Raw genomic sequence first — 13,776 nt, forward strand, 5'->3', positions numbered from 1 at the left:
ATGAAATTTCTGAAAATCCTGTTTGCCGGCCTGTTTACGGCATCAGTTGTGTCGGCTGTTCAGGCCGCCGAAGCGCTTGACAGACATGTGACCGGATTGACAATCCGCAACCTTGTGTGGGGCGGTTTCGAAACGCAGGCTGACATTGAGGAAACCATCAGCGAGGAATATCTCGATCCGGCAGACCTGAGCGAAGCCGACCGGCAGTGGATTCGCGAGGAAACGGTGGGGCTGTTCGAGGAAAAGCGCGATGAGGAAAAGACCTGGCCGAAGGAGACGGATGTCGATCGTCTCGAGGCCGCCTTCGCGCAATTGGAAAAGGTCGACATCATCGCCCTTCACAATGCAGGCGTCACCCAGTCGGACGGGCGTTCGGATGTCAGCGAAGAATTCCATGCTCGCGGAGATGCCGGGCAGTCCTCGCGCGGCTGGGTGTTTTATCACTCCCAAGATGTCGACGGTGCGCTTGCCGGCGGCGACCTCTACCTTGCTTTCGGTGCCTTCAGGAACGCCGACTCAATGGCGCCGGTCGTTGCCCGAGAAATTATGGCCGTGCTTGGTCAGCACGGCCTCAAGGCGACGTGGGATGGCGATGTCGGCCAGCGCATCCGCATTGCGCCATTCATCTGGCGCAAGCGCAGTCCGGCCGATTGAGTTTTACACGACCTCGCGCAGCGCCTGCACGTCGCCGATCTGGATCATGCGGCCGCGAACGGTGACGCCACGCGGACGAAGCGTGGAGAAAGCGCGCGACAGCGCTTCAGGTGCCAGGCCCAGCATGCCGGCCAGAAGGTTTTTCTGGAAGGGAAGCTGAACGGAGGCCGGGCCGCGATCAAGCGGGCAACGTTCCAGCAGGTAATCGGCCACACGCTGCGGAGCGGTGTTCAGGCGGTCGCTGCCGACGCAATGCATGGTGTCGATGAGGTGCTGGGACAGGCAGGTCATGACCGAGCGGGCGATATTGCTGTCCTCTTCGGCCAGGCGGCGAACGGTGCCGAGATCGAAACGGGCAAGCGTCGCCGTATCGGCGGTCTGGGCGTTGAACGTGTAGTCATCACCGCCATAGATCATGCATTCGGCGAAAACGTCACCGGGCTGGCAAATGCGCACATCGGCATGACGGCCTTCACGGCTTAGCCGGAACAGGCGTACATAACCATTGAGAACACAATAGAATGCGTCGGCATTTTCACCCTGGCGGAACACCGAGGAGCGTCCCTCGCGTTCTTCCACGATGGCGCTGTCGAGCATGCGCTGCAGGGAACGTCCCTGAAGGCCGGTCAGCAGCGTTGTCTTCAAGAGCTGACCACGTTCGCTTTCGGTGATGGCGTGTTTGTTCATCGTTGCAGTTCCTCCTTTGCCGGGGGCTAAAGGGCCGGCGGTTCTTCGATGAGAGGAGGATAGCCGATGGTCCGACCGGCAATTTGATGTTCATCAAAGTGTCGGCCGGAAAAACGGGCTTGTGTCATTTGACCGCAGTGGTGAGCCTCGCAGCTTCAGAGACCACTCATCCTTGCGTGCTGCAGTGCGAGAAAACTCGACCTATTCAGCGGCGAGCGGTGGCAAGCGCAGCACATTCGTGCCCTGACCGCCCGGCGATCTGTCTTCAGTCTTGTCGCGTTCGATCCGATTGATTCGCTCTTCCAGTGCCGCAATGCCTTCCGCATGGTCGCGGGCGGCCTTGCTGAGCGCTTCTTCCGACATCGGCAATTCTTCCTCGTCCTTCTTGCCGACCAACCGGCCGAAGAGACGGGCAAGCAGGCGCGACAGGTCATCCATGATGAGGAAGAAGGCGGGCACGACCAGCAGCGACAGCACGGTCGAGACGATGATGCCGCCGATCACGGCGATCGCCATCGGCGCGCGGAACGAGCCACCTTCACCGACGCCGAGCGCCGACGGCAGCATGCCAGCCGACATCGCGATTGAGGTCATGATGATGGGGCGGGCACGTTTGCGACCGGCTTCGACCATGGCATCCACCCGGTTCATGCCGGTATGTTTCATCTCGATCGCGAAATCGACCAGCAGGATGGCGTTTTTGGTGACGATGCCCATCAGCATGAGTATGCCGATCAGCACGGGCATGGAGAGCGCGTTCTGCGTGATGATCAGCGCCACCGCCACGCCGCCGATCGCCAATGGTAGCGAAAACAGGATGGTGAAGGGCTGGATCACATCCTTGAACAGCAAGATCAGCACGACCAGCACCAGAAGCAGGCCGAGCAGCATGGCATTGGCAAAGCCGGCCAGCATTTCGTTCTGCACTTTCGCATCGCCGCTTTCCGCCAGTTTCACGCTCGGCGGCAGCTTGGTTTCGTCAACGATGCGCTTGAATTCCGCCGTCGAGGTTTCGAGTGCCGTGCCCTGCGGCACGTCGGAACCGATCGCGACGACACGGTTGCGGGCATTGCGCTTGATCGAGCTCGGTCCCTCCGAATAATCGATATCGGCAACGCTATAAAGCGGCACGGTCGCTCCCGAAGCGGTCTTGATCTTCAATGAGCGGATGCGTTCGAGATCGCGCCGCGTATCGAGCGAGGTCTGAACACGGATCGGGATCTGCCGGTCATCCAACGAGATTTTCGTCAGCTGCGCGTCTATATCGCCGATCGTGGCGACACGAACGGTCTGCGAAATCTGCTGCGGCGTCACGCCCAGACGTGCGGCCTCATCCTTGCGCGGACGGATCTGCAGTTCGGGGCGGGGCAGGGCGCCATCCTGCGAGACATTGGCGAGGATAGGCGAGGCGCGCAGGTTGGATTCCAAGAGCGCGACAGCCTCGTTCAGCTCGTCATTGTTATCCGAAAGGAAGTTGAAGGTGAGTTCGCGCTCGGCGCGGTCGTTGATCTTTGAAATGCGCACATCCGGGATGGACTGAACCTTTGCGAACAGCTCCTTCTCGATATCCCATTGCGGACGCGTGCGGCCGTGGTCCTCCATCTTCGGCAGATAGGCACCGATCAACGGGATGTTGCCAAAACCCTTGTTGACGATGGTTTTGACCAGCGAGTGGTCCATGTTGCGCAGAATGACGCGGATGGTGGCGCGGCGCAGTTCGAGATCGCCCTTGGGCGAAGCGCCGCCCAGCACGAACACGCTTTCGACGCCGTCGAGATCCTTCACCGTATCGTAGATCTGGGCGCTGGTTTCGTCGGTTTCTTCCAGCGTTGCATTCGGAGGCAGTTCGACGGAAAGCACGATGCGTGAAGAGTCTTCCGGGGGCAAAAAGCTGCCCGGCACTTTCGACAGAAGAAAGAGAGAGCCCGCCAGAAAGGCAATCGCGCCGAGCAGCGTCGCATAGCGCCAGTACCATTTGTGGGTGGTGCCGGAGACGACCTTCGAATAGGCGCGCATCAGGCGGCCGTCATTGTCGTGATGGTCATCCATCGCGTCTTCGGCACGCATCAGATAGGCGGCCATGAGAGGCGTGATAAGGCGCGCCACCATCAGCGAGAAGAACACCGAGAATGCGACGGTCAGGCCGAACTGGATAAAATATTGGCCCGGAATGCCCGGCATGAACGATACCGGCACAAAGACGGCAATGATCGTAAAGCTGGTGGCGATGACGGCGAGGCCGATCTCGTCGGCGGCTTCAAGCGCTGCCCGGTACGGCGTCTTGCCCATCTTGATATGGCGGGCGATGTTTTCGATCTCGACGATTGCATCATCGACAAGGATGCCGGTTGCCAAGGTCAGCGCCAGAAAACTGACGAGATTGAGCGAAAACCCCATCACGTCCATGATCCAGAAGGTCGGCACGGCCGACAGCGGCAGGGCGACGGCGGCGATCAGCGTGGCGCGCCAGTTGCGCAGGAAGAGGAAGACGACGATGACGGCAAGGACTGAACCTTCGACCAGCGTGTGCAGGGCGGATTCGTAGTTTCCATAGGTAAAGTAAACGGAATCATCGACCATCTGGATGGCGACGTCAGGATGGGCGGCACGAACCTGATCGAGACTTTCCGCCACGGTTTCGGCGACGGAAACCTCGCTTGCACCCTTGGCGCGGAACACGGCAAAGGTGACGGCGGGATTGCCGTTGAAGCGCGAGAACGACTTCTGTTCGGCATAGGTATCAGTCACCCGACCGAGCTGCGAGAGTTTTACAAAGTTGCCGGTGGGCAGGGTGATGGTCGTGTTGCTCAGTTCCGCGACATCGCGGGCATCGCCGAGCGTTCGAATGGCCTGTTCATTGCCACCGATCTGGCCACGGCCGGACCCGAGATCGACATTGGTGCCGCGCAACTGCTCGTTCACCTCGGCAGCGGTAATGCCATAGGCATCGAGCCTGCCGGGTTCGAGCATGACCTGCACTTCGCGGTCGGAGCCGCCGTAACGGTCGATACGACCGACGCCAGCCTGACCCTGCAGGGCGCGTTTCACCGTATCATCGACAAACCACGAGAGTTCCTCCAGCGTCATGTTGGGGGAGGAGACGGCAAAGGTCTGAATCGCCTGGCCTTCGACATCGACCTTGGAAACGACCGGTTCCTCGACATCAGCGGGAAGATCGCTGCGGATGCGGTCAATGGCGTCCTTGGTGTCCTGAACCGCTTCGGCCGTGGGTTTTTCGATGCGAAACAGCACGGTTGTCGTCGACTGGCCGTCGACCACCGTCGACTGGATTTCATCAATGCCGCTGATCGAGGCGACAGCGTCCTCGACCTCCTTGGTGACCTGCATTTCCAGCTCGGCCGGTGCGGCACCATTCTGCACGACGCTGATCGACACGACCGGCACGTCGATATTGGGGAAACGGGTGATCGGCAGCGCATAAAAGGACTGAATGCCGACGAACATCAGCAGCACGAAGCCGAGGATCGGCGCGATCGGATTGCGGATCGACCAGGCGGAGAAGTTCATCGAGACAGTCCTCAGTTCGACGCTTGTTTCTGCGCTTCGCTATTCTTGGGCTCTACAGGGGCTATGCGGTCGCCGTCGCGCACGAAGGCGCCGGCCTTGGCCACGACCTTGTCGCCGGCCTTCAGGCCGCTGATGATTTCGACGAAGCCGGAATCCTGAATACCGGTCTCCACGGCAGCCTGCCTGACAACATCGCCTTCCACTTTTCGTGCGACAGAGCCATCGCGGCCGCTGGTGACCGCCGATTGCGGCAGGGCGAGCGCCGTCTTCTGTGCGACGATCACCTCGGCGCTGGCGTACATGCCGGCGCGTGCCGTGCTGGTGGCATCAACAACGATGTGAACGGCACCAAGGCGGGTGGAGGCATCGACCGTTGGCGACACGAGGCGCACGACGCCTTCGATGCCGCTGCGGTTGCCGGCCACGCGGATGGTTGCCTTCTGATCCCGCTTGATCTTGCCGATATCTGTTTCTGCCAGATCGGCGACAAGTTCGATGGCGCCGTCACGGATGACGTTGAACAGCGGCTCGCCGCTGCCGGCGGCAATGGCGCCAACCTTGGCGTTCTTCACCGAAACGACGCCGGCGACCGGTGATTTAACCTCGGTACGGGCGAGTTTGAGATCGATATCGGCGATCTGCGCGTCGACAACCTTGATATCGGCTTCGGCGACACCTATGGCTTGCTGGGCCGCCTTCAGCTTGGCATCGGCGACTTCGGCCTGTGCTTGTGCCTGCTCGACCTGAGAGACGGAACTGGTGCCGTTCTGGCCGAGTCGTTTAGTGCGGTCACGTTGGCGTATCGCGTCGTCATAATTGGCCTGCGCTTCCACGACCTGGGCCTTCGACTGCGCCAGACCCGCCTCAGCCTTTGCCTTGTTGGCCTGATACTGGCTCTTTTGCAGGACCAGCGCATCACCATCGAGGACAGCCAGCACGGCACCCGCAGCGACACGGTCGCCGACATCGACGTTCAGTGTCTTGATCGGCAGGCCGTCGACAAGCGGCTGGACAAGGATTTCATCGATTGGACGGATTGTGCCTGTGGCGATGACACGGTCGGTCAACGGTCGTTCTGCCGCCTGTGTGACGACGATCGCGGGCAGTTTCGGCTCCGCCTTTGGCTGAGGCTCCTGCGCATGCAAAGGGCCTGCAAATGCGGCAACGAACACGATGACGGCGGCTGCTGGCAAAAGGTCAAGGCGGCGTCGTGACATACGGACTCTTTCATGGGTAGGGGAGAGAATCCAATCGCGACCGATCGAGATTGCGCCTCCCAACGCAACGTCGCCGCTGAAATGTGCATCGACATTTGCGATTGCAAGTACCGGCTTCACGTTTGCGTGAGCTTATCGGCTTGGGTAGCGCAAATCAATCACAGCGACGTAACACCCGCTTTGCAGTTTCTTTGCAATTTGTAACAGCGAATCTTCAATGCATGTGGGCTGTTTGCGGCTTTGTTGAGGCTCAGGCCTCGACGAGTTCGAGACGCTTTTCGATGCGCAGGATGCGTTCATCCATACGATCGAGACGATTGGAGATGCTGGCATATTGCGCCGTCAGAATGCCGACCTGCGTTTCGAGGATGCCAAGTCTGCCTTTGATTTCCTGTACGTCTTCAGACAAACGATCCTGCGTGGCACGAATGGCGCGCAGATGTTCAAGCACGAGGTTTTCGACTGCCGGTGACATGCGGTTGGCTCCGCGTTGCAGGTTTTGCAAATATAGCGGTCAATGGGTCATGCGACAATCGCGATATCTTGCCGGCGTCTGATCATGAGCAGGCGCAAAAAAGCCCGAAGCATCGCTGCTCCGGGCGTTTGTCTGTCGATTGCTTTGGAGGCGGATCAGGCTGCCGTACGGTAGCGCTGGCCTGTGTGCGAAGCGTGGCCTTCTTCCAGTTTGAAGTTCTGCAGGATGGTCTGCAGCTGGCGGCTTTCCTCGGCCAGCGTTTCGCTGGCGGCGGTGGTTTCTTCCACCATGGCCGCGTTCTTCTGGGTCATCTGGTCCATGTGGTTGACCGAGGAGTTGATCTCGGCCAGCGCCATTGACTGTTCCTTGGCGGCGGTAGCGATCGATTCCACATGCTCGTTGACACGGTTGACGAGGTTTTCGATTTCCAGAAGCGCATCGCCGGTGGAGCGAACGAGGCTGACGCCGCCTTCGACTTCCGAAGCCGAGGTGCTGATCAGCGTCTTTATTTCCTTGGCGGCATTGGCGGAACGCTGCGCCAATTCGCGGACTTCCTGGGCGACGACTGCAAAACCACGACCGGCCTCACCGGCACGGGCGGCTTCGACACCGGCGTTCAGCGCCAACAGGTTGGTCTGGAAAGCGATTTCGTCGATCACGCCGATGATCTGGCTGATCTTGTTCGAAGACTCTTCAATGCGGCCCATCGCGGTGACGGCCGAGCGAACGATGTCACCGGATTTCGATGCGCTCTGCTTGGTCTGGTGCACCATGTCGCGGGCTTCGTTGGAACGGGCGGAAGCCGCGCGCACCGTCGCGGTGATTTCGTCGAGTGCTGCGGCGGTCTCTTCCAGCGAGGCTGCCTGCTGCTCGGTGCGCTTGGACAGATCGTTGGCAGCTGAGGAAAGTTCGGCCGAGTTGTTGTTGATCGTGCCGGCAGCGCCGCGCACATTATGCATGGTGGCGCGCAGCGTCACCATCGTGGCGTTGACATTGCCCTGCAGTTCGGCGAACGCGCCCTGGAACTGGCCTTCCATCGTCTGGGTCAGGTCTGCATCGGCGAGAGCTGCGACGACGCGGCGGACTTCGGTAATGGCGCTATCGACGCTCGCCACCAGTTCGTTGACGCTGCCGGCAAAACGGTTGAGGTCTTCGCTCTGGTAATCCTTGCGGATACGGGCGGTGAAGTCACCGGCAACGGCGGAAGCGACGACGGTGGCGATGCTGGACTGCAGGTCGGAGCTGCGCTCATGCAGCACGGCTTCCTGTGCCTTCAGCTGGTTCATCGCCAATGCGTTCTGGCGGAACACGTCGACGGCGCGGCCCATCTCGCCGATCTCGTCCTTGCGCGACGCATCGACGGCGCTGCCTTCGAGATCGCCCTTGGCGAGCTTCGTCATGGCGTTGGTAATATCACGGATCGGGCGCACGATGCCGCGGCGGGCAACCAGCGTGCTGATGACGCTGCCGAGCGCGATGAAACCGAGGGCGGCGAGCGCCGAAATGAGAAGTGCTGTCGAGGAGGATTCGACGGCAGATGCGCGGGCTTCCGCCAGCGACTTGCCGGAATAGGTGCTGTAGACCTTGACCGTGTCGGTCACGACCTTTTGGCCATCGAGTGCCTTCTTGAGGCCAGCCGCGATGGCTGCGGTGTCTGCCGGGTTCTTTTCGGCAACATCGACCATCTTGCGGATCTCGCCAAAATAGCTCTCCATTGCGCCGCGAATGGTTTTCAGCTGGTCCCTTTCGGTGGCGTCAGCCGTGGATTCGATTTTTGGCAGGCGCCCCAGCATTTCATTGGAACGCTTTTCAGCCTCTGCGCGAAAATCCTTCGCCTTTTCCGGCGCTGCGGCCAGCTGATAGGTCATGCGGCTGATGGCGATGATGTCGACGCGCAGGTCCATCGCTTCGCGCGCAACTTCCTCACGGGCGCCGACGGAGACCATCGCCTGCTGGAGACCGTAAAGGCCGCTGCCGGCAACACCGGCGATGACGACCGAGGACAGGCCCATCACGACCGTGACGATGCCGAGTTTCTTTGAAATGGCCATATCTTTGAATGCCATAGTGCTACACCCCACCCATAAAACTGCACAACACAATAGCGCGCGGCGCCGCACTCCATCAGGAAAGCGCATCAGCATGCTCTTGCGACAAGATGACAGGTTCGCACTAATTGGCGGTTAAAATGAAAACCGATAGTTGTTGTGCCAATAAAGTATTGGGTGGACTTTATTGTATCGAATAAATGTTATTCGAGTGGGCGATTGCTCAATGCGGGTGTGCTAAAATTCTTTTGAATGCAAATACTTCATTTTCTCGCATCTTTGCCGGAATATCTCGCGCATGCCGCGAAAATGTTGCGGCGCGGAATATATTGCGATGCACAATAAGTTCCCATTGCCATGCGCGCAAATAAATTTTCGTTTTATCTCGATAAAAGGGAGGCGGGGTTTCGGCCACGTTGCGCGATGTCGGCATCGTCAGGCGCCCCATAGTAGCGGCGACTTTTTTGCCACGGCTCCACCCAAAGTCGTGCGTCGCACCGATCCCGCCACTTGCGTGCAGGAAACCTTTGGCCTATTTCGGCGGCATTGATTTCTGGAACAAGGGAGCGCCCGATGCAAAACATCTCCGCACGCCCCAATGGGGTTTCGGCTTAACTCGGTCATTGTGCCGATGAATGCCGATTGACCTGCCGCGCCGATTTTTTCGGCTTTGCGGCAGACGATCACTCCTACCCAGAGTTTTTCAAAATGGGCACTTCCATCGGGAGCGACAGCTCCCACATGCCGTCCGGTGAGCCGGCGGCCATTCACCGTGTCTTTTCGGACAAGGCCTGGATCGAAGGCGCCGCCCTTCACCAGCTAGACGAAATGGCACGCCTTCCGGGTGCAAAGGAAATCGTGGCATTTCCTGATCTTCATCCCGGCAAATACGGGGCGACCGGTGTCGCGCTGTTGTCTAAGCGTCTTCATCCGCTGCTGATCGGCAACGATATCGGCTGCGGCATGTCGCTGTTTGCGCTGGATCTGCCGCTGCGCAAGCTGAAGATCGACAAGGCATCCGACCGTTTGCGCACATTCGAGGCGCAAGAGGTTGGCGACGTCTCTGCGCGTCTTGAGGCGGAGGGTCTGCCGCCAGAACTTTTCGAAAACTCGCTCGGCACGATCGGCGGCGGCAACCATTTCTGCGAGTTGCAGGCAATCGACAGGGTGGCTGAGGGCGAGGATTTTGACGATCAGCGTCTTTATCTCCTTGTCCACTCCGGTTCTCGCGGTTTGGGTGCCTCGGTTTTCGACGGTACGGTTTCAGGCCATCCTTCGCTGAAGGACGGTCTTGATCCGGCATCCGAAGCGGGGAAGGCGTGGCTTGCTGCGCATGACCGCTGCGTCGCCTGGGCCTCGCTCAATCGGCAGATGGTGGCGGAGCGGGCGGCGATGGCTCTCCGGGCCGGAGTCGAACCGATTGCTGACATTCCGCACAATCTCGTGCGGATGTCTGATCGTGGTTTTATCCACCATAAGGGCGCAGCAGCGGTGCGGCCGGGGGAGTTGGCGCCCGTTGCCGGTTCCCGTGCCAGCCTCAGCCATCTGGTGCGGGCAGGTGAGGGCGTGTCTGGCGCGCTCGGTGCGATCTCTCACGGGGCGGGCCGCAAATACGACCGCGCCAGCATGTATGGCCGTGTCGGCAAAACGCGGTCGGATCGCGAGCAGTTGCTGCGTAATGCCTGGGGTGGGGTGGCGATCTGCGATGACCGCAATCTCGTCATCGAGGAGGCGGCTGCTGCCTACAAGGATGCGGGCCATGTCGTGGCCGATCTTGTTGCCGCAGGTCTGGTCGAGCCGGTCGCGACCTTGCGGCCGCTTGTCACCTACAAGAAGGCGGTGGACGAGGTCGAGGCCGAACGCCGCGAGCGCAAGACCGATCATCGGGATGCACGGAGGCAGAAACATGGCTGGCGTTGATCTTCTCGTCACCTCCGGCGACGGTCCGGTCGAATGCCGGATTGCCGTGGCGAAACTGGTCGATATCCTGCGGGTGGAGGCCGGCAATCGCGGTTGCGGTTTCGGGGTCAGTTTCGGGCCGATGCCGGACAGGCATGGGCCGAAATCGGCGATCGTCAATCTCGACGGCGAGGGGGCAGCAGCGTTGGCCGGTGATTATACCGGCTCGATCAAGTTCATGTTCAAGAGCCCGGTCCGGCCGGGGCACAAAAGACAGAACTGGTTCGTGGCGGTGCAGCCGGTCGATCTTGCCGCCGAGCGGGTCGACAATTCTCTTGATCCCGCCGACTTGCGGTTCGAGACCTTGCGGGCAGGCGGGCCGGGTGGGCAGCACCAGAACACCACGGATAGCGCCGTGCGTGTCGTGCATATCCCGACCGGGCTGACGGTTCTGGCGCGTGACGAGCGCTCCCAGCATCGCAACAAGGCGCTGGCGATCCGGCGTCTTGCCGGCATGCTGGACATGCTGGAACACGGCAAGGCGGATGCGGCGCGGCGGGACCGTTTTCTTGCGAACCGCAATCTGGAGCGCGGCAACGAGATAAAAACCTTCAAGCTGTGAACCTGAAACGGCCCCATCCGGGGCCGTTTCATCAGCTCGTTCCGCCTCGTCGGTCGCGCCATTTTTGGCATCGGGTAAATTTCCTGACCAAAATCATCAACTTTAATCTTTACTCTCAAAATCAAGTTTATTAGTGTGCGCATCAACACAGCATTCCCGCTCTAGGGGATTGTTCGAAATTCGATTGCAGCACTTTGATTGCGACACGAGGTTGGTGATGGCGAAGAAGCAGAAGCGCAAGGGCGGAAACAGCGGTGCCGAAGAGCAGGCGCGTGAAGCCACCAGCATTACCGAGGCGCAGCAGGATATCCGCAGCTTCCTTTATGTCGGTGGACGTGACTGCCAGGTGGCGCATCTGCGCGCGATTGCCAGCGCGCATGGCGCCGAATTGATCCACCATGACGGCGGCCTGCGCGAGGCGGTCTCCCGCATCGATACCGTGCTGCCTTCGGTCGACTGTGTGTTCTGCCCCATCGACTGTATCAGCCATGACGCGTGTCTTCGCGTCAAAACGGGCTGCAAGAAGTTTGGCGTCACCTTCGTGCCGCTGCGCAACGGCTCCAAATCCAGCCTCGATCGCGCCCTCCAGACCATGAAGGATCGCCGCGAAGAGCGCCGTGTTTCCTGAGTTCTCGACATTGCAGATGCATCACGCAGCCCGGTCGCAAGCCGGGCTGTTTTGTTTTGTGGGCGATCGGGAAAAGAAGCGTGCACCCCTAAATGTGACAGTTGAACATTTTTTCGCGGGGCGATACAGGGTTAAGGATTGTTTAACCAAATCGTTTGCCTCGGACCATTCCTTTGAGACCCCAGAAACCTCGCAATTATCTGTCGCAGTTTTACAGCGCCAATGACAACGCGCTGCCGCGCATGCGCAAGGCGAATATTCTGGCACGGGCCATTTATCCGAAGTCGGGCGTCAAATCCTTTGCAACGATGCAGGTCCGTATCGTCGGCTTGCACGAGAAGGGCGCGATCATCCAGTCCAAGGCGATCGAATTCCTCCCGGAACATTTTTACATCTGCCTCGGCGCCGGTGAGATCTTTTTCACCTGCGCGCGGAAGAACATCATCAAGGGCGAAATGGTGGTGGCCTTTTCGGAGGCAGAAGATTCGTTTTTTATCGAGGCTCTGTCGCGCCTCGTTCTGCCGTTGGAATCGCTTGGCGGCATTCGTGATGCCTGCCCGCCGGTCGTTCAGGCCCGCATGCGCGGAAAACACAGGCCGACAGCCACGATTTAATGTGACTCTGTGTCGTTTTTGATCGATGCTGCAGGCGTCGCTGTGGGTGTTTACTGCTCGTTAAGGTTTGCGGCCATTCAGCCGCGATTTGGCAAATCCTCCGGGTTAACCTGTGATTCACCGTAGATTTTTAGAGGGTAGTCATAATGAACAACGATGCATCCACCGGCCATCCAAATTCCCGCTCCGCCATGCCGGCCACATCGCTGGAACTTTCCTCGCCGCGCGTGCGTGACATTCCGATCGAAGTGCAGGCTGTGCTCGGCAAGGTGAAGGTGTCGGTTTCGCAGCTGATGTCGGCAAAGCCCGGCGAGCCCTTCTGGCTCGACAAGCATTTTGGCGAACCGGTCGAGCTGCAGGTCAACGGCAAACGTATCGGTTACGGCGAGATCATCGCTGATGAACGGGAAAACATCATCGGCATCCGGATGATCTCCGTTGAGGCTGACCTTTAGGCTTTCCGAACCGGCAGGAAGGCGCCTGCGGCGGTGACCAGCCAGCCGAGCATCATCATCGAGCCGCCGAAGGGGGCGGCAAACGGAAACAGCCGGTCGCCGAGAAAATGGCGCGAGACGAGATCGCCGGCAAACACGATCGTGCCGAGGGCGAGGATCAGGGCCGCAAGCGTTGCGGTGCGGAAACGGGTATCGGCCAGATAAAGCCCGAGCAGGACCGGCGCATGCGCCAGGCACATGGTGGAGGCCGAGCCGAGCAGATGGGTATCGCCGCTGTGGCTGGCCGCTGCCGCAAGTGCTACGCCCGAAAGACCCATCAGGCCGCTTGCCAGCAGGATCAGCGGGCGCAGTTTGTCTATACCGGTCAACAGCTTATTCCTTGTTCTGCATGTGAAAGCCCAGCCGTTCGATCGGCGGCCAGATGATGTCGCGCAGTTTTGGGTTTTCGATCGTCTCGTCCAGCGCGCGGCGGAAACACAGCAACCATTCGTCACGTTCGGCGGGGCCGATTTCGGCGCCGAAATGGCGTGAGCGAAGGCGCGGATGGCCATATTTTTCGACATAGACCGGTGGGCCGCCGAGATAGCCCGTCAGGTAGTCGTACAGCTTGGCTTCGCTTTGCGTCAGGCTCTGCGGATGAATGGCGCGGCAACGTGCGGCTTCCGGCAATGTGTCCATCAGCTCGTAAAACCGCCGGCAAAGCGCGCGCACCGCCGCATCGCCGCCGATTGCCTCATAGAGCGTGATGGTTTCGCCTGTCATGCAAGATCCGTTGTTTCCGCCGCAGGCCGGTATGAGCGCCGAGCAGTTCCCGGCACATAGGTGGGCTTCGGTTTCGATTGGTGTTTGATATTTGTTACGCTGCCTAGCCTTGGGCGGCAAGCCGCCAACGCGTCGCAGGACAGAACATGCGGCTCAGGTTGGCTGGCGAGCCGGTGAGCGAGTAAGG

At 59.9% G+C, this 13,776-nt stretch carries 14 protein-coding genes; 6 read left to right on the plus strand and 8 right to left on the minus strand.

Going from position 1 to position 13,776, the window contains the following annotated elements:
- Positions 1 to 654, plus strand: coding sequence for a DUF6891 domain-containing protein (locus ACRQ1B_RS03145; RefSeq protein WP_432292206.1), 654 nt, complete (start codon positions 1 to 3; stop codon positions 652 to 654).
- 3 nt (positions 655 to 657) lie between these two features.
- Here ACRQ1B_RS03145 and ACRQ1B_RS03150 read toward each other — a convergent pair whose 3' ends face one another.
- From ACRQ1B_RS03150 to ACRQ1B_RS03175, 6 genes are all read right to left on the minus strand, one after another.
- On the minus strand, positions 658 to 1,341 hold the full coding sequence (locus ACRQ1B_RS03150; RefSeq protein WP_432292207.1) for a Crp/Fnr family transcriptional regulator: 684 nt from the start codon (positions 1,339 to 1,341) through the stop codon (positions 658 to 660).
- A gap of 201 nt (positions 1,342 to 1,542) precedes the next feature.
- Positions 1,543 to 4,869 carry an efflux RND transporter permease subunit gene (locus tag ACRQ1B_RS03155; protein WP_432292208.1) on the minus strand — a complete coding sequence of 1,109 codons (3,327 nt, stop codon included), beginning with the start codon at positions 4,867 to 4,869 and terminating at the stop codon, positions 1,543 to 1,545.
- A gap of 11 nt (positions 4,870 to 4,880) precedes the next feature.
- Positions 4,881 to 6,086, minus strand: a complete 1,206-nt coding sequence (locus ACRQ1B_RS03160; RefSeq protein WP_432292209.1) for an efflux RND transporter periplasmic adaptor subunit — start codon at positions 6,084 to 6,086, stop codon at positions 4,881 to 4,883.
- 250 nt (positions 6,087 to 6,336) lie between these two features.
- Positions 6,337 to 6,561, minus strand: a complete 225-nt coding sequence (locus ACRQ1B_RS03165) for a hypothetical protein (RefSeq protein WP_432292210.1) — start codon at positions 6,559 to 6,561, stop codon at positions 6,337 to 6,339.
- Positions 6,562 to 6,716: 155 nt separating this feature from the next.
- Positions 6,717 to 8,627, minus strand: coding sequence for a methyl-accepting chemotaxis protein (locus ACRQ1B_RS03170; protein WP_432292211.1), 1,911 nt, complete (start codon positions 8,625 to 8,627; stop codon positions 6,717 to 6,719).
- 205 nt (positions 8,628 to 8,832) lie between these two features.
- Positions 8,833 to 9,042 (minus strand): hypothetical protein, encoded by a 210-nt coding sequence (locus ACRQ1B_RS03175; RefSeq protein ID WP_432292212.1) that lies wholly within the window; start codon positions 9,040 to 9,042, stop codon positions 8,833 to 8,835.
- 275 nt (positions 9,043 to 9,317) lie between these two features.
- Between ACRQ1B_RS03175 and ACRQ1B_RS03180 the strand changes: the two genes are divergently transcribed.
- The 5 genes from ACRQ1B_RS03180 (at position 9,318) to ACRQ1B_RS03200 (ending at position 12,827) form a co-directional block, all read left to right on the plus strand.
- Positions 9,318 to 10,529 (plus strand): RNA ligase RtcB family protein, encoded by a 1,212-nt coding sequence (locus ACRQ1B_RS03180; protein ID WP_432292213.1) that lies wholly within the window; start codon positions 9,318 to 9,320, stop codon positions 10,527 to 10,529.
- Positions 10,516 to 11,130 carry a peptide chain release factor H gene (gene prfH / locus ACRQ1B_RS03185; protein WP_432292214.1) on the plus strand — a complete coding sequence of 205 codons (615 nt, stop codon included), beginning with the start codon at positions 10,516 to 10,518 and terminating at the stop codon, positions 11,128 to 11,130. The genes ACRQ1B_RS03180 and prfH overlap by 14 nt, the downstream gene beginning before the upstream one ends.
- Positions 11,131 to 11,347: 217 nt before the next feature.
- Positions 11,348 to 11,758: a DUF2325 domain-containing protein gene (locus ACRQ1B_RS03190; RefSeq protein WP_432292215.1), complete on the plus strand. Its 411-nt coding sequence runs from the start codon at positions 11,348 to 11,350 to the stop codon at positions 11,756 to 11,758.
- 173 nt (positions 11,759 to 11,931) lie between these two features.
- A complete protein-coding gene (locus tag ACRQ1B_RS03195) occupies positions 11,932 to 12,372 on the plus strand; it encodes a hypothetical protein (protein ID WP_432292216.1) in 441 nt (146 codons plus the stop codon).
- A gap of 146 nt (positions 12,373 to 12,518) precedes the next feature.
- The gene (locus ACRQ1B_RS03200) at positions 12,519 to 12,827 is read left to right on the plus strand and encodes a FliM/FliN family flagellar motor switch protein (protein ID WP_432292217.1); all 309 of its coding nucleotides are present in this window, start codon (positions 12,519 to 12,521) and stop codon (positions 12,825 to 12,827) included.
- Here ACRQ1B_RS03200 and ACRQ1B_RS03205 read toward each other — a convergent pair.
- Both ACRQ1B_RS03205 and ACRQ1B_RS03210 read right to left on the minus strand, forming a co-directional pair.
- Positions 12,824 to 13,144 (minus strand): DUF423 domain-containing protein, encoded by a 321-nt coding sequence (locus tag ACRQ1B_RS03205; RefSeq protein WP_432293798.1) that lies wholly within the window; start codon positions 13,142 to 13,144, stop codon positions 12,824 to 12,826. The genes ACRQ1B_RS03200 and ACRQ1B_RS03205 overlap by 4 nt on opposite strands.
- 55 nt (positions 13,145 to 13,199) lie before the next feature.
- Positions 13,200 to 13,589: a group II truncated hemoglobin gene (locus tag ACRQ1B_RS03210; protein WP_432292218.1), complete on the minus strand. Its 390-nt coding sequence runs from the start codon at positions 13,587 to 13,589 to the stop codon at positions 13,200 to 13,202.
- Between the last annotated feature and the right edge of the window lie 187 nt (positions 13,590 to 13,776).

Origin of the sequence: Endobacterium panacihumi, assembly GCF_050847465.1 — a bacterium.
GTDB lineage: Bacteria > Pseudomonadota > Alphaproteobacteria > Rhizobiales > Rhizobiaceae > Neorhizobium > Neorhizobium panacihumi.